This window comes from Muriicola sp. E247, assembly GCF_041358175.1.
In the GTDB taxonomy this organism is placed as follows: domain Bacteria; phylum Bacteroidota; class Bacteroidia; order Flavobacteriales; family Flavobacteriaceae; genus Muriicola.
In genome coordinates, this window is record NZ_JBGKBE010000006.1 from 1 (window position 1) to 16,249 (window position 16,249).

Sequence of the window (16,249 nt, forward strand, 5' to 3'; positions counted from 1 at the left end):
AGCGGGTATACAGTATTGATCAATCAGGATCCTATCAATGGTGGTAATGAGACGGCGGTAAGTTTTACTTTTACAGCAGCCGAAGTAGGAGCTACATATAATTATTCATTCACCAGCAGTAGCGGAGGTACTCCGGTATCGGGCTCAGGTATTGTTGTATCAGCCGGAGAAACGATCTCCGGAAATGATCTAAGCGGTTTAGGAGATGGCACCATCACTTTAAGTGTTACCCTGACCAATATAAACGGAACAGGAGCACCAGCAACAGATACCGCTTCAAAAGTTACAATTAATATCAGTATCGATGATGTTACTCAGGTGGAGCTCGATGCGGGCACATCACTCTTCACCTTTACGGTAAGTGTAGACGGCGGTGGCAATGCAGCAAATAATATTGGTTTTACATGGAATACAGGGGATGGCTCTGCAAATGTTGCCGGAGGAGATTACGTTCAGGTAGTTGGAGCAAATGGAACAATATTAGCGGGAAGTAACAGCACAACTCTTGATGTCACCGTAAATGGTGATGTCAACACTGAAACGGACGAGACCTTCTTTGTAATTCTAAGCAATCCTGTGAATGCCGTTTTAAACGATAATTTAGGTCAGGGTACCATCATCAATGATGACATTCCTCCAGTCTGTGATGCAGGTGATACACCGCCGGCGCCTACCGGGATTTCAACGCTCTTTTGTGACGTGATAAATCAGGATTTGAATGAATATACCAACAGTACTCCTCCAGCGGGAACAAGTCTGACCTGGAGTGCGAATCCTGATCCACTGGTAACAAATGCTCATATAACAAATACCGTAGTTTCGATACCCGGAACATATTATGGTTTTTTCTATGACGACGTTAACGACTGTGCGAGTCCTTTATTAGAAATCACCCTTGTATTAAATCAGACTCCTGTTTTCGACTCTCTGGTTCCCGATGCTATTTGCGGTTCGGGATCTTTAACATTACAGGCTTTTGCATCCACACCGGATTCCAGCGACCCGGATATAAATTGGTTCGACGCTTCAACCGGGGGAAACCTTGTAGCTACGGGAGATACCTTTGTAACTCCTGTAATTAATACTACAACAACTTATTATGTTGAGGCAACAGCAAATGGTTGCACCTCCGAGCGGGAAGCTGTGACCGCCACTGTGAACAGCGTACCGAATACAGGTGTCCCTTCTAATGGTTCATCCTGTAATGATGCAATCAATGGTCCCACCACGCTGGACTTAGACAACCAACTCGACGGTGAAGATGAGGGATTCTGGACGATTACAACTGATCCATCCGGTGGCGCTATTGTAATCAACGGTCAGAATAGCGTTGATTTTCAAGGGCAACCTGCAGGGGATTATGAATTTACTTTTACCACCACAGGGGCACAGCCGCCCTGCCCAAACGATTTTGTATCAATTACGATTACGGTTACTGATTGTGCTGTGGATAGTGATAATGACGGCCTTACCGATGGGCAGGAAGGTGTCCTCGGGACCGATCCCAACGATCCTGACACCGATGATGATGGGCTTGAAGACGGGGAAGAAGTATTAAATGGTAGTGATCCACTGGATCCATGTGACCCTGTTCTGTCCTTAGATTGTAATCCTGATCCTATAGATCTTGAGATTGTTAAAACAGCAGACCGCACGGAAGCATTATCAGGGGAACAGGTAGTATTTACTATAGAAGTGAACAACCTTACATCAGACCGGGTGATTGATATTGAGGCGGAAGATCTCATCGACATTGATAGTGGTTTTGTCTATGTGTCTCATACCGAGTCTACAGGAACATATGATCCGGGTACAGGTATTTGGCAGATTTCTGAACTCCTCGACAGCGAAAGTGCAACTCTTATCATTATTGTGACTATATCAGAGGATCTGACCACCATCGTAACTTTAAGAAATACGGCTTCGATCAATACATCTGTGCCTCTCGACAATAATCCGGATAATGATAGCTCATTTGTTGAGATAGAGGCAAGTCCGGAAATACCTGATAATTGCGGACTGGAATTTAACCAGTTTTCTCCCAACGGAGATGGTGTGAATGACTTACTTGTTGTCAATTGTATCGAATTATTTCCTAATAATACACTCGAGATATTTGACCGATACGGGAACATGGTATTCAATGCTGCCCGTTATGATAATAGCTGGGACGGAACAGGAAAGAATGGTGATTTACCAAAAGGGACTTATTTCTATGTCCTCACCTTCGGAGAAGAGCAGGAAGTTCTCAAAGGTTGGATTCAAATTATAAGATAATGGGTAGAATGGCTGAGATGACATATAAACGCATTATTTTGTTCAGTCTTATTGGTCTGTGTACTTTGTTCAGCTATTCACAGCTCGAGCCGCAGTACACCCAATACATGTATAACATAGGCAGTTTCAATCCGGCCTACGTAGGTTCAGTTGACAGGGCAGAAATTACAGCATTGTATCGGGCCCAGTGGATAGATATCGATGGTGCTCCTCGTACTTTACGGTTTGGGTCTAATATACCTATGTCTAATGGAAAGAACGGGCTGGGTTTTAATGTGGTAAGTGATCAGTTTGGTCCTACCAGTCAGACCTTTTTTGATGTAGCCTATTCCTTTCAGGTAAACCTGTCCTCTGACACTTATTTGTCATTTGGTGTTGATGCCGGGGGTGGCATATTGGATATCGACTTTACGAAGGGGAATTTCGAGAATCCAAATGAGCCTCTGTTGAACACCACTGTATTTAATAAATTTTACCCTACGGTAGGAGCTGGTTTATTTTTATACGCAGAAGATTGGTATCTGGGTGCATCAGTTCCTAATTTCCTCACTGGCGTCACCAAAGACGAAGAAGTGGAAGCTTTTTTTAATGACAGGGTACAAGTCAATATGATCGGTGGAGTCGTTTTTGAACTGGGAGATAATTTAAAGTTTAAACCAGCATTTTTAGCAAGCTATTTTCAAGGCTTGCCTTTTAGATTTGATTTCTCAGCTAATTTTTTATTTAGTGATATAGTCACAGCCGGCGTAGGCTATCGTATCGACAACGCAGTGAGTGGATTGGCCGGATTCCAGATTTCCAAGGGTGTATTTTTGGGCTACTCTTACGATTATAACACGAACTCCCTGGGCCAGTACAATCAGGGTTCACATGAAGTCATAATGAAGTTTAATCTTGGGGATGGTGGTAATAGGAAAAGACCTGAAAAATCGAAAAGCAGAAAAGGTAAACCAAAACAGATTGATAGTCCGAGATTCTTTTAACTTAATGGATACTAAAGTGAGGCGTTTAATTCTCTTTTTATTTGTTCTATTCTCCCTGGTGTCTGCCGCCCAGGACGGCATGTCCAGAGCTGATATTCTGTTTTACGAATATCGATACCAGTCGGCAATTCAGCAATATCTCAGAGAAATGAGAGAAGGGCCATTGTCGGTAAAGCAATATTTGAATTTAGCAGAGTCCTATCAAAAGATAGGGCAGAATGACCGTGCTACCAGTACCTACTTAGAAGTTTACGAAAAAGACTCCGTTCTGTCGGGTTACCACCTGAATAAAATGTTGCAGAGTATGGGGCAGGCAAGAGGGTTGGAAGAAGTTAAATCCTTTCTAAATTCAAATACCTCCTCTTTCACCCCGGAAGTAAATGAAAATGCCCGGTTTAATTTTGATCTGCAGGCTGAGGTACAGGATAAAGGTGATCTGGCCCAGGTGTTCAATTTAAACGGCAATAGCCCACAAGCCGATTTTGCACCTTCGTTTTACAAAGATCAATTGCTCTTTACCAGTGCCCGCAGCCTTGATTCAAAAAAAACTTATGAACCTTCGGGTGAATCTTATCTGGATATTTTCGTGGCCAGGCTTAATCCCAAAGGTGATATCGTTGCTACAAGACCTTTTAGGGGGATACCGGTTTTCGATTACCATCAGGGGACACCTTATTATTCTGAAGAATTGGACATGGTATTTTATATCCGCTCCAATGAAGAAAACGGGAATCTAGTGTTCGACGAAAACGGAAAAAATGCCTTGTCCATGGGATCCACAGATAGAGGTGGAATTTTTCGATTTCTGTTAAAGGATCTCAGCACTTCTTTTTATTATCCATTCTATGATTCGACTAGCGGCAAACTCTACTTTGCTGCAAATTTTGAGGATAGCCTGGGAGGAACAGATCTCTACTATGTGTATACTAATAACGGGCAGATTATGTCATCACCAGTGAACCTGGGGCCAAGAATAAATACACCGGGAAATGAGATCGCTCCCTATATCTTTGAAGGCAGTATGTACTTTGCCTCAGATGTGTTTTACGGTATGGGTGGAATGGATAACTACAAATCAGAAATACTGGAAGATAACGTTTATAGTATCCCTGTAAACCTGGGAAAAGGATTGAATTCGGAGCAGGACGACTTTGGATTTATCCTTAAAAATTATCAGGATAATAGTCTAATAGGCTATTTCGCATCGAACCGGCCGGGAGGTAAAGGAAATGATGATCTTTATGGGTTTGTTATCGAAGAAAAACCCGGGATAAAGACCTTTACACTTAATGGCAGTGTATTGAATCTGAAAACAAACGACCGGATTCCGGAGGCAGAAATCAGATTGCTCGATCAGGAAGGAAATGTAATCAAGCAGGAGAAAACAGATGAAAAAGGGATATTTAGGATCGAAATTCCCTGGCAGGAAACGATCACCATTCAGGCAACTAAAAATCGACATTCTATCTTTTCCGATTCCTACACCGGAAGTGCTCTTGAGCAGCTTCAGAATACGAACTATAACATGGGTATCGTAAGTATTGACGACCTGGTGGAAGAAACCGAAGATCAGACCGTTTTAAAATTGAATAACTTTTATTTTGATAAAGGACAGAGCACTATTACTCCGGCCATCGCAACAGAACTGGACAAAGTAATTGATGCCGTTTCCCGTTTCCCTCAAATGCAACTCCGTATTGAATCCCATACCGACAGTAGGGGAGGTTCGGCTACCAACTTTAGAATATCTCAGAACAGGGCCGATGCAATTAAAAATTACCTCGAAAGTAACGGAGTGTCTTCTTCCAATATACTGTACTCTATTGGTTACGGGGAAGATAAACTTTTGAACGAATGTACCAACGGGGTTTTCTGTCTGGATACCTTTCACAAAAAGAACGAAAGGCAGCTGATCGTTGTCCTGAATTACGAGTTACTTTTCTAAAATAAGATCATCCAGCAGTAGTATAAGGCAAAGAGTGAGAGGAATAGAATACCTGCATAGGTGAGATATTGTAATCCCTTGCCAGGACGAAATTTTGCCGGCAGGTCTTTGCTCATTACATTTTTCAAATTCATATATCCAACCACCGGGGCCATGACAAATGAAATAAAAGTGGCCAGGGCAACCAGCATGCCCATATTGGCACTAAAAGCAGTTAGGACTATATAATTGACTATTGCCAAACCGATAATTCCTATGGCAAAATACTTTTTCCCCGAATAATCCTTATGCTCAGGAGTGAGGTGCTTTAAAATGTCGAGGCTCACCCTGGCTATGGCGTCATGCGCAGTCATACACGTGCTGAACATTGTGGCAAAGGCTGAAATTGCGATGAAAATATAGGCCCATTTTCCTATGTGTGTAGTAAAGAGTTGTACAACCTGATCGGCAAATGTCACTGCGTTGTCACTAAGTTCGGTCTGGGTTCCATAAAGCGTCATCCAGCCAATAACAAGAAAGAAAATGGCCAGTAAAGCGGTCATGTAGTAACCCGAATTAAATTCCTGCAATGCTTCATTCAGGGGTAGCCGGCGCTTTGTAACTTTTTGTTTCTCGAGAGTCCAAAGACTTATCCAACTACTGGCTTCAACGGCAGTAGGCATCCATCCCACCAGGCCGATCAGAAATAAAATACCAACTTCATTAAATACAGGTGAGGGAGTAAACTCAGGCGCAGGATCTACCTGTCCTTTAAATAATACCAGAATAGTAGTGACCAAAAGTGCCAGGAATAAAATAGAAACAACAAACTTCAGGGATAATTCAAGAAATCGGTATCGCCCTATGATCAGGACAGCAGATATAAAGGTGAAAAGCCCCAATGCAACGGTAGCTACCGATAATTCATCAATTTTAAAAAGGTTGATGAATAATCCGGCGGTTACCACATATAAGGCCGCCAGGATGGTAAAAGTCGTAACAAGGGTAATAATGGTATAAATCCATAAATAGGATTTCCCCCGGTTTTTGTACCCTTCAATCAGGGACGTATTGGTCACCGCAGTATAGCGTATGCCAAATTCAAAGAACGGATACTTCAAAATGTTCGCCAGAATAATAGGAATTACCATTACCCACCCATACTGGGCACCAGCTTTGGTAGACAAAACCAAATGTGAAGTACCAATAGCCATACTGGCAAACAGCAGGCCCGGCCCCAAATTTTTGATCAATGTTTTTACGCTTGGCATAAGCAGTGTGCTGCTCTAAAGTAGGATTTTTTGTGCAATTCTATTCCTTTCTGTGTATTAAGACTCCTTGGAGCGTGGCTGAGTGTTTAGAAGAAGGTCTACAAACACCTTCACCCTGGCAAAGTATTCGCGTACCTGGACTTTTAACCCCTGGGAGCCCTCCAGGTCCTGAGCGTTGTATCCTATAGCGTACAAGCCTTTTTTTTCGGCGAGATACACGGCTCTTTCATTCTGAAATTTTTGTGAGATGACGGTCACACTGTCAAGTCCGAAAACTTCCTTAGCCCGCACCATAGAATCCAAGGTTCGGAATCCTGAGGGATCAAGCATGATGCTATCCTCGGGTATACCTCCTTTAATCAGGTCCTTTTTAAATGTATCCGGTTCGTTGTAATACTTAGTGGCATTATCGCCACTCACAAGAACGCGATCTATCTTTCCGGCTTTATATAGGGAAATAGTTGCGCTTATACGATGCGTGTAGTAGGGATTATTACCCCCGGCAATAAGCCTGCTTGATGTTCCCAGAACAATACCTACTTTGTTTTTAGGTACAGATTGCACATTGTAAAATGTCTTCCCTCTTGCCCCACGATCAATAATGGCGTCACAGATTAGCAAAGTTGATAAAGGGAGGATAAATAAAAGGAGAAAAACAGTGCGCAATCTTTTTTTCATAAAGCGTATTAAGGTTGATAAAGGTAAGGAAATGCGGCAATTGGGCAGCATGGGGGAGAAGAATCTTCCAATAGATTTTTAGTATTATTCATAAACAATAAAAGCGGTACTCTCGTAAGAATACCGCTTTGTCCTGAATTAACCAATAATAACTCTACATCTGAATCATTTCCCTATATTAAAACTTGCACCTACCATAATCATTGACGTAGTCATATCATAAGAAACTTCACTACCTGGGATAGCACCGTAAGGAGGGAAGTTCTCTATGAATTGAGGATTTAATAATGGACCTGAGGTTGCATCCCCACTAGAACCATAATGATAGACGGCATCCAGTGAAATTTTGTCACTCAACTCGTAACTCAATCCAAATTGGAAGGCATTTTTTATAATAGCCGTTGCAGGAACGCTGTAGAAAGCGAGATCACTATTGATTGGGTTGGAGCTATACGTATATCCTAATCGTAAAGGAAGTTTGTTTACCCCCTTGTATTGGATACCTGCTGAGATAATACTGATATTTTCCCATCCAAATCCGGCAACGGAAAAAGTATTGGTCCATCCCCTTTCCTGGAACCCTTCCGTATTTTCATAATCTACCAGTCGGTAGTCAAGAGCAAGATCCACATTGCCCAGTGAATAGCCAAGACCTAGCGAATAGATGGCGGGATAATTGATCTTAAAGTCATTGCTGGATGTTGAATTATCGAGATAGGTATTATCCAGACTGAAATCGTTGAAAACTTGTTTGGTTTTATAGGAAGCACCTGCTTTAAAGCCGGTCGGACTCTGATAAAATAGTCCGAACTGGGCACCAAAACCTATGGCGCTGGCCTTGTCTGCCGACGGATAACCCGCCCCTGTCGGATTGGCTGTTGGATTGGGAATCAACTCCAGGGTAGCAAAATTGAAATTAGGTTCAACTCCTATTGAAAATTCCTCAGATACCTCATAAGCCCAGGTAAATCCAACCTGTAACAGACTGTAATCCGACTCAACCCTGCCGAAGCCTCCCATACTTTGCGGCATATTTATGGGGTTTGAGACACTTTCAGGAAAAGTAACCCCAAAACCACTGATCCCGAAAGCAGAAAGTCCAAAAGTATGCTTGCTTTCAGGTTTGCTCCAGACATATGCAACTGCGGGAAGAGGGGAAACACCCCGATCATCCTCGGTAGTTCCGCTGAAGAAATTCCCTGTTGGTTGTCCGTTGCTGTCAAATTCTGGAACGGTAGAGCTCAGCTCGGGGGAAGAGAAAAACAAACCGATATCGATCTTGAGCTGATTTTCATCAAAGACTGAAATTGCTGCAGGGTTCCATTGCAGTGCTCCGGAGATATCAAGGGGTTGTCCGGTGGCAGCTCCACCCATGGACATATTTACAGAACCCACTCCCTGCATGATGTGTCCGGCTTGCGAAAATGCCGCCGATGCAAGAATGGAAAAGGCGAAAGTAAGCAGATAGTTTTTCATCGAATTGTGAATTTAGCAACCCTTCAATCCACCGTAATAAAACTTCCGTGAATTTGCGGGCTTGTGTTACTTAGATTGGGATAAAGGTATACCTAAGAAAGCCTGGAAATACTGATGAAAATCATAGTTTGGTACTTGTGTAACTTGAGTTACAAAAGCCTTAAAATACTGATAATAAGCATGTTGTAGTTCATGAATCTATCAGATGACAAATAACCTGGATTTTAATGACTCTGGGGGCAGATTCCCGGTAAGTTCAGTAAGTTTTTTGTGGACATTAAAATACTCTATGTCGAATCGATGAGCCTCCCGGGTTCCTTCCAGTTTGCGTTTGATGGTATTAATACCTTCGAGCCGACCTTCCAGGTGTACAATATTCATCAATAACCTGAACTGGGTATCGCTCATGTTCGGCCTGCCGTATTGGGCAATTAAACCACTAAAATATTTTGTATATATCATGGAAAAAATCCAATAAATAGGAATATATCCAAAAGTACAAAGCTTTGTAGTATTAAAAAATTATTTCTTGGAAAGTGTTATCTTGAAAACTCATGCTTGCTTCTAATTACAATCTATGTTCCGATTTTTTCGTCAAATCCGTCAACAACTCCTCGGGGATGGAAAGAATACAAAATACCTGAAATACGCTGTGGGAGAAATTATCCTGGTTGTGATTGGAATTCTCCTTGCTTTACAGATCAATAATTGGAATGAAGATCGGAAAAGCAGAAATTTCGAAGTTGAGATGCTACAACAGATCCGGGTAAATTTATTACAGGATAGAATTGCTTTAAGCCAGATCGCAGAAAATGGGAAAAGGGCCCTGCGAGCTGCTGATTCAATTTTGAGTGTCACTAAAGAGCATGACAGTTTACCATTTTGGTTGGCTCGATTTATGCATTTCAGTCGATTCCAGCCGCTGACCAATGGCTACGAAGTTCTTAAATCTAAAGGACTCGACCAGATTCACAACAAGGAATTGAGATTTAAGCTAGGGACCTACTACGATGATCGCATCAAGTTTATCGGACAGGCTATTAAAGATATCGAATGGGAATTTATGAATGAGTGGTTGCCAATACTGAAAAGGAATGTGGTTAGCTTTACTTTTGGCGAAAGCGCAGTACTTAAGGATTATAGCATCTTTACCACAGAAGGATTAGAAAGAAATAATATTGTGATGAATAAAGATAATTATAGGGGCAGCGTGATGTACATTGAAGAAGGACTCCTGCTAATCGATTCTCTCTTGGAAATTATCGATCAGGAATTAAAAAAGTAGAAGCTTGCAATTTCACGAAGAAAGCAAATAGTGTAATTTATCTGCGGTAGTTCTGGGTATAAAACAAACTAAAGACCCCGAATTTATTTTCTATATTTACGAGAAGTTCTTAAATCCTTTTCAATGCAATACTCAATTAAATATTACAAAACAATCACCTTTCTTATAGTCGCCCTACTTGGTTTTAACCTTGAAGCTCAAGAAGTGCCTGAAGTCATTGGGCATTGGGACCTTGAGGTGCAATTAGGAGACCAATGGGTTCCCTCCTGGCTGGAAGTCAAGCAATCCGGATCAAAAGCCCTGGTGGGGTATTATGTTAGCTATGCGGGAAGTGCCAGACCTATTTCCGAAGTTCATTTTAAAGACAAGCTGGTCAGTTTTAGTATCCCCCCTCAGTGGATCGGATCACAGTATATGATGTTTACAGGAACTGTGAACGGAGATGCCATGGAAGGAAACCTTCTCGATCATACAGGAACGCCGCATGCCTTCAGGGGAGTAAGAGCTCCAAAATTACTTTATGCAGAACCTGAAAAATGGTCAAAACCTAAACCTCTCTTAAAAGAAAATGCCCTGGATGGGTGGATGGTACCTACAGGTAGTGATACCAATCAATGGTTTGTTAAAGACGGCGTATTGACGAGTCCTGCTTCCGGATCTAACCTAATGACTGAGGAAAAATTTATGGACTTTAAACTGCATATTGAATTCCGTTATCCCGAACATTCAAATTCCGGCGTTTACCTCCGCGGGCGTTACGAAGTACAGGTAGAGGACAGTTATGGGAAAGAACCCTCTTCGGTTTATCTGGGAGGGGTATATGGCTTTCTTACACCTAATGAAAATGTGGCTATGAAGCCCGGTGAATGGCAGACTTATGACATTACCCTGGTAGGGAGGCGGGTTACTGTTGTAGCCAATGGCAAAACAATTATCCACAAGCAGATCATTCCTGGGATTACCGGGGGCGCTCTCGATAGTAAGGAAGGTGAACCCGGACCAATATATCTTCAGGGAGATCACGGACCCGTAGAATATCGCAATATCACTATTGCCGTCCCTGAGAAATAAAGTATAAAAGATAAAACAAGAGTATATTAAGTAAATCCGTTATATTCTTACTTATGAAGTACCTACTGGCCTTCTTTATAGTTACCCTGTTTATTCTGAGTTGTAAGGAGGAAAAAGGGTACAGCTCTATTGACCCGGTGAATTGGGAAAAAAGGACGCTTGCACCTTCAGGATCAGATTCGATGATAGTAGGAAGTACATATTTGTCTGTGTATTCTCAAATTTACAGTCAGACCGAACATGTAACGCACGACCTTACCGCAACCGTAAGTATGCGAAATATCAATCGTGCCGATACCGTCTACCTTACCAGAGCTCAGTATTTTGATACCAAAGGAAACCTTATCCGGACGTATTTTAACCGTACCATTTATATTGCTCCCATGGAGACCATAGAAATTGTGATCGATGAGAATGACAAAGAAGGAGGTACCGGAGCGAATTTTCTGTTCGACTGGACAGCGGCTACCGATGTACAGGAACCGCACTTTGAGGCAGTTATGATTTCAACATCAGGCCAGCAGGGACTTTCCTTTGCTTCTCAGGGGATACGCCTGGAATAAAATTAAACCAGGACTATTGTAGAATATTTTCCTTTATTCTCGGGTTGTGAACAATTAGAATAATCGTGTCGGTATTCAGTTTAAATATAAATATATCATGAGACACATCCTGCTTGTTATTTTACTCCTCTTTTTGGGCTGTACCTCTTCTCAGCCTGAATCCTTTGGTACTTTATTAGAAGATAGTCCTTCTATTGAGGGCAAGTCGGCCTACCTTAATTCCCCATTTGTCACGGCCGGCAATCGTGTTTACCTGGTGGGGCATCAGGACGGAAGTTTTCCTGAGTTGGGCTGGCATATACAAAATGAAATGGGTGGCCTGTGGGATCATCCAATTAAGCTAATGGACGGATTTGAGATCGAGCTACAGCTGGAAGAAAAGAAGTTAAGCCTTGATAAAGCCGGTACCTTCACAAATTATCCCTTTGGCAACAGACACTCATTCATTTTTGAGAATGATGGATTAAAGATTGATCGATGGCAGTTTGTACCGGATGATAAGGAAGGGATTCTGGTTCAGTTTGTACTTACTAATGAAACTAATAAAGCCAGGGAACTGGATATAACCTTTACTGGATATGCTGATCTCCGTCCTACATGGTTGGGGGAGAGAACCGGGATGATTGACAGCAAGGACGAGGCTAATTTCAGGGAAAATACGGATACATGGGTCATGAAAGATCTCGAAAATCCATGGTTTGTGGCCTTTGGGGCCGATATTGCCTCAGAATCACAAAAGCAGCTACAAAGTCCTTATGGAGGGCAGGGGGTCAGTGGCAGTCTTACATATCTCTTTTCTCTTGGTGCAGGTGAAATCAGGACAATTACATTTGCCCTTGCAGGGTCCTATGTTTCCGAAGAAGCTACGATCAATACCTATAAATCGCTACATGGCAATTCGATCTCACTCCTGAAAGAAAAACAGGCCAGATATGCCCAAATAGCTGAAATGTCAAAACTGACGATTCCGGACAAGCATTTACAGCAAACTTTTGAATGGCTGAAATACAATTGCGACTGGCTGGTACGCGAAGTGCCTGAGATAGGAAGTGGAATAACCGCTGGTATCCCGGACTACCCCTGGTGGTTTGGTGTAGACAGTGAATACGCCCTCAAGGGCTATATAGCTGTGGGGCAGACGGAAGCTGTATACAACACAACAGCCTTGTTAGACAGCCTCTCGGAGGTGACCAATGGAAATGGTCGAATTGTTCATGAAGTTTCCACTAACGGTGCCGTTTTTAATGAAGGGAATATCAATGAAACTCCACAATTTGCTTCCCTGATCTGGGAAGTCTATCAATGGAACGGAGATAAAGCTTTCCTGAAACGCTACTTTCAAACGATTAAAAAAGGTTTGCATTGGCTGATGTCTGAAAAAGATTCAGACGGCAATGGTTTTCCCGATGGCTTTGGGATGATGGAAATACACGGACTCGACAGTGAGATGATTGATGTGGCAGTTTATACCCAAAGGGCCTTCGCCGATGCTTCAAAAATAGCAGCAGAACTTGAGGAGGCAGATCTGGAGAAAGAATACTCAGAAACAGCGGAGGCGCTCAAAGAAAAGATCAATTCAGAATTCTGGTCAGAAGAATTTAACTCCTATGCCGATTTTATTGGCACAGACCAACAGGCGTTGCATTTAATTGAAGACGCCATTATAAGGGCAGATACGCTTAACAAACCCTGGGCAGTAGAAGAATTAAAAGCCACAAGGAAGGCTATTTTGGAGAATCCATTCCAGGGTACACGGCCTTTTGTATTACATCACAACTGGGTGGTTAATACCCCCATGGAAATGAAGATAGCTGATCCGGACAAGGCACTTCGGGCGCTAGAAACTGCGGAGACCTTTGTTAATCCTTTTGGTGTATTTGTTACAGGCATCGACAGGGACGAATCTGCAGGCTCAGATGATGGTTCCTTTAAAGGATCTAAAATATTCTCCTATACAGGGGCGGTAATGACCTTGCCTACCGGGGTTCAGGCCGTAGCCGAAAACAACTACGGCAGACCGGATAAAGCCCTGAATTACCTTGAACGGATGGCCCGCACCTTTAGCTATGCCCTGCCTGGGAGTATGTATGAAGTATCCCCGGATTATGGGATGATGACGCAGGCATGGAACATCTATAGTTTTGCGATTCCCATCGTTCAGCAGTTTTTTGGAATACAACCTCTTGCCTCTGAAAAGAAAGTAGTAATAAGTCCGCAAATGCCCGAAGCCTGGCCTATGGCATCACTGGAGAACGTGGTCATTGCCGATAATGCTGTTTCTGTCTTTTACGAAACAATTGATAAGGGGTATAAAATTAAGATCACTAAAGAGAAGCCGGGATGGGAAATAATTTTGAAATTGAGGGAAGAAAGCGAAGATAAAGGATTTATGGTTATGACCTCCGAGGTAGAAGCAGAGCTGCAAGATGGAAGTTATCTCTTTCAGACCTTTGAGAATACTCTTGAGGTTACTGTTACTTTTGAACCTTAATTTATATTCGCAGATAACCATCCTAGACACTACATCTACCTCGTGTTTTCTATCTTTATAATCTTTCAAATTAAACTGACAAAGAATGAATTCCTATTTTAAACGCATTTCAACTTATATTTTAATTCTGGTTATAGCTCTTGGAGTTGTAAACTGTTCTGAAAACTTGACACCTGTCCTCAGCTCCCCTGATAATAATATCAGAGTGAGCTTTACACTTACCGATTCGGGAATGCCCGAATACAAAGTTTCCTATCGGGATAAGGCTGTGATTTTACCCTCAACCATGGGGTTCGAATTTAAAGACCAGGCACCGCTGAAAGACAGCTTTCGTATAGCTGAAATCAATTACAAAATGGAAGATGAGACCTGGCCCATGCCCTGGGGAGAACAGGACAGTGTGCGGAATCATTACAATGAGATGAGCATAGTCCTGGAAGAGGTAAAGTCGCCCAACAGGAAATGGAACATCGTTTTCAGGGCCTATGACGACGGGATTGGCTTTCGGTATGAATTTCCTGAACAACCTAATTTTAAAACCGCCCTCATCACCGATGAACATACACAATTTAATCTTAGCGGAGATCACCAGGTGTGGTGGCAACCGGGCGACTGGGATATTTACGAGCACCTCTACAGTCATACCAAATTCTCTGAAATAGATGCATTGGAATATAAGGACAATCCCAATCTGGCTGCAACCTATATTCCCGAAAATGCGGTGAATACGCCTGTAACAATGAAGACAGAAGACGGGGTCTACCTTAGCTTCCACGAAGCTGATTTGACAGACTATTCGGGAATGACACTTAAGGTAGACACTTCAAACAACAGCATGGTCAGTGAATTGGTAGGCTCTGAACGACTTCAGGGGAAGGCCGAGATCACAGCCCCTTTTAACACCCCATGGCGTACCATCCAGATTGCGGACCGGGCCGGTGATCTTATCGAATCAAAACTGGTACTCAATCTCAACGACCCGAATGCCCTTGGAGACGTAAGTTATTTCACTCCCATGAAATACGTGGGAATCTGGTGGGAGATGCATTTGGGCAAATCTACCTGGGACATGGAAGGCAGTCAGAGTATGAACACCTTTACCAATTCAGGCGAGATCAGACCCAACCACGGGGCAACCACGGAAAATGCGATGCGCTATATCGACTTTGCAGCCGAGAACGGAATAAAGGGCTTGTTGGTGGAAGGCTGGAATACAGGCTGGGATAAATGGATCAATACAGAGGACAGGGAAGGCGTCTTCGATTTTATGACACCCTATGTCGATTACGATTTTGACAAAGTAATGGCTTATGCTGAGGAAAAAGGAGTGGAGGTTATCATGCATCACGAAACCTCCGCAGCACCCCTTACCTATGAAAAGCAGATGGATGTGGCCTATAAGTTTATGAAAGACAATGGGATGAATAGTGTGAAGACGGGTTATGTAGGCAAGATCATTCCCAAAGGTGAATACCATCACGGGCAATGGATGGTAAGGCATTACCATAAAGTACTTGAAAAGGCCGCGAAGATGAAAATCGCGATCAACGCACATGAGCCGATTAAAGCCACAGGGAAGCGGAGAACCTATCCCAACGCTATCGCCAGAGAAGGGCTGAGGGGGCAGGAATTCAATGCCTGGGCTGAAGATGGAGGAAATCCTCCTGATCATCTGCCTACAGTAGCATTTACAAGGATGCTGTCTGGACCCATAGATTTTACCCCCGGTATCTTTAATATCAAATTTGAGGAGTACAAACCCGATAACCAGGTGAGCACTACCCTGGCACATCAGCTGGCCTTATATGTAGTGATTTACAGTCCTATCCAGATGCTTGCCGACCTGCCGGAACACTACACTGAGAATGGTAAACCCCACCCGGCCCTGCAATTTATCAGGGATGTTGGGGTCGACTGGAGTGAGAGTAAGGTACTCGATGGGGAGGTAGGAGAATATGTCACCATTGCCAGAAAAGAGCGAGGTAGCGGAAATTGGTTTGTCGGTGGGATTACGGGTAATGAAGGCAGGACAGAAACTATCACCCTGGATTTCCTGGAAACCGGTAAAACCTATGAGGCGATTCTCTATAAAGACGCCCCTGATTCACATTGGGACACCAATCCTCAGGCATATGAAATTGAATCAATGGAAGTAACCTCCGGGGATAAAGTTGAGCTAAGCCTGGCCCCCGGTGGAGGGTTTGCGTTGAGTTTGATAATCAATTAAGCC

Annotated in this window: 12 protein-coding genes; 8 read left to right on the forward strand and 4 right to left on the reverse strand. The window is 43.0% G+C overall.

Going from position 1 to position 16,249, the window contains the following annotated elements:
* The 3 genes from ACA086_RS09785 to ACA086_RS09795 form a co-directional block, all read left to right on the forward strand.
* Positions 1–2,277: gliding motility-associated C-terminal domain-containing protein (locus tag ACA086_RS09785; protein WP_371003120.1), on the forward strand; the 2,277-nt coding region annotated here is incomplete at its 5' end.
* The gene (locus ACA086_RS09790; RefSeq protein WP_371003121.1) at positions 2,277–3,260 is read left to right on the forward strand and encodes a type IX secretion system membrane protein PorP/SprF; all 984 of its coding nucleotides are present in this window, start codon (positions 2,277–2,279) and stop codon (positions 3,258–3,260) included. The genes ACA086_RS09785 and ACA086_RS09790, both read left to right, overlap by 1 nt.
* A gap of 4 nt (positions 3,261–3,264) precedes the next feature.
* Complete coding sequence (locus tag ACA086_RS09795) at positions 3,265–5,205, forward strand: OmpA family protein (protein WP_371003122.1); 1,941 nt, start codon at positions 3,265–3,267, stop codon at positions 5,203–5,205.
* Here the strand turns inward: ACA086_RS09795 and ACA086_RS09800 are convergent.
* The 4 genes from ACA086_RS09800 to ACA086_RS09815 form a co-directional block, all read right to left on the reverse strand.
* A complete protein-coding gene (locus tag ACA086_RS09800; RefSeq protein WP_371003123.1) occupies positions 5,202–6,455 on the reverse strand; it encodes an NRAMP family divalent metal transporter in 1,254 nt (417 codons plus the stop codon). The genes ACA086_RS09795 and ACA086_RS09800 overlap by 4 nt on opposite strands.
* Positions 6,456–6,512: 57 nt before the next feature.
* Positions 6,513–7,133: a vancomycin high temperature exclusion protein gene (locus tag ACA086_RS09805; RefSeq protein ID WP_371003124.1), complete on the reverse strand. Its 621-nt coding sequence runs from the start codon at positions 7,131–7,133 to the stop codon at positions 6,513–6,515.
* Positions 7,134–7,298: 165 nt separating this feature from the next.
* Positions 7,299–8,609, reverse strand: coding sequence for an OmpP1/FadL family transporter (locus tag ACA086_RS09810; protein WP_371003125.1), 1,311 nt, complete (start codon positions 8,607–8,609; stop codon positions 7,299–7,301).
* Between the two features lie 201 nt (positions 8,610–8,810).
* Positions 8,811–9,071: a hypothetical protein gene (locus ACA086_RS09815; protein WP_371003126.1), complete on the reverse strand. Its 261-nt coding sequence runs from the start codon at positions 9,069–9,071 to the stop codon at positions 8,811–8,813.
* 115 nt (positions 9,072–9,186) lie between these two features.
* Here ACA086_RS09815 and ACA086_RS09820 point away from each other — a divergent pair, with 115 nt between their 5' ends.
* The 5 genes from ACA086_RS09820 (at position 9,187) to ACA086_RS09840 (ending at position 16,246) form a co-directional block, all read left to right on the forward strand.
* Entirely contained in the window at positions 9,187–9,894 is a 708-nt protein-coding gene (locus tag ACA086_RS09820; RefSeq protein WP_371003127.1) for a DUF6090 family protein, read from the forward strand.
* A 123-nt stretch (positions 9,895–10,017) separates the two neighbouring features.
* Positions 10,018–10,965, forward strand: coding sequence for a DUF1080 domain-containing protein (locus ACA086_RS09825; RefSeq protein WP_371003128.1), 948 nt, complete (start codon positions 10,018–10,020; stop codon positions 10,963–10,965).
* Between the two features lie 53 nt (positions 10,966–11,018).
* Complete coding sequence (locus ACA086_RS09830) at positions 11,019–11,528, forward strand: DUF3124 domain-containing protein (protein ID WP_371003129.1); 510 nt, start codon at positions 11,019–11,021, stop codon at positions 11,526–11,528.
* Between the two features lie 97 nt (positions 11,529–11,625).
* Complete coding sequence (locus ACA086_RS09835) at positions 11,626–14,019, forward strand: glycogen debranching protein (protein WP_371003130.1); 2,394 nt, start codon at positions 11,626–11,628, stop codon at positions 14,017–14,019.
* Positions 14,020–14,104: 85 nt separating this feature from the next.
* Positions 14,105–16,246, forward strand: coding sequence for a glycoside hydrolase family 97 protein (locus tag ACA086_RS09840; protein ID WP_371003131.1), 2,142 nt, complete (start codon positions 14,105–14,107; stop codon positions 16,244–16,246).
* Positions 16,247–16,249 lie beyond the last annotated feature (3 nt).

Coding starts and splice junctions, on each gene's coding strand:
- ACA086_RS09830 (WP_371003129.1), top strand. CDS start 11,019: ATGAAGTACCTACTGGCCTTCTTTATAGTTACCCTGTTTATTCTGAGT.
- ACA086_RS09810 (WP_371003125.1), bottom strand. CDS start 8,609: ATGAAAAACTATCTGCTTACTTTCGCCTTTTCCATTCTTGCATCGGCG.
- ACA086_RS09820 (WP_371003127.1), top strand. CDS start 9,187: ATGTTCCGATTTTTTCGTCAAATCCGTCAACAACTCCTCGGGGATGGA.
- ACA086_RS09795 (WP_371003122.1), top strand. CDS start 3,265: ATGGATACTAAAGTGAGGCGTTTAATTCTCTTTTTATTTGTTCTATTC.
- ACA086_RS09790 (WP_371003121.1), top strand. CDS start 2,277: ATGGGTAGAATGGCTGAGATGACATATAAACGCATTATTTTGTTCAGT.
- ACA086_RS09805 (WP_371003124.1), bottom strand. CDS start 7,133: ATGAAAAAAAGATTGCGCACTGTTTTTCTCCTTTTATTTATCCTCCCT.
- ACA086_RS09840 (WP_371003131.1), top strand. CDS start 14,105: ATGAATTCCTATTTTAAACGCATTTCAACTTATATTTTAATTCTGGTT.
- ACA086_RS09825 (WP_371003128.1), top strand. CDS start 10,018: ATGCAATACTCAATTAAATATTACAAAACAATCACCTTTCTTATAGTC.
- ACA086_RS09815 (WP_371003126.1), bottom strand. CDS start 9,071: ATGATATATACAAAATATTTTAGTGGTTTAATTGCCCAATACGGCAGG.
- ACA086_RS09835 (WP_371003130.1), top strand. CDS start 11,626: ATGAGACACATCCTGCTTGTTATTTTACTCCTCTTTTTGGGCTGTACC.
- ACA086_RS09800 (WP_371003123.1), bottom strand. CDS start 6,455: ATGCCAAGCGTAAAAACATTGATCAAAAATTTGGGGCCGGGCCTGCTG.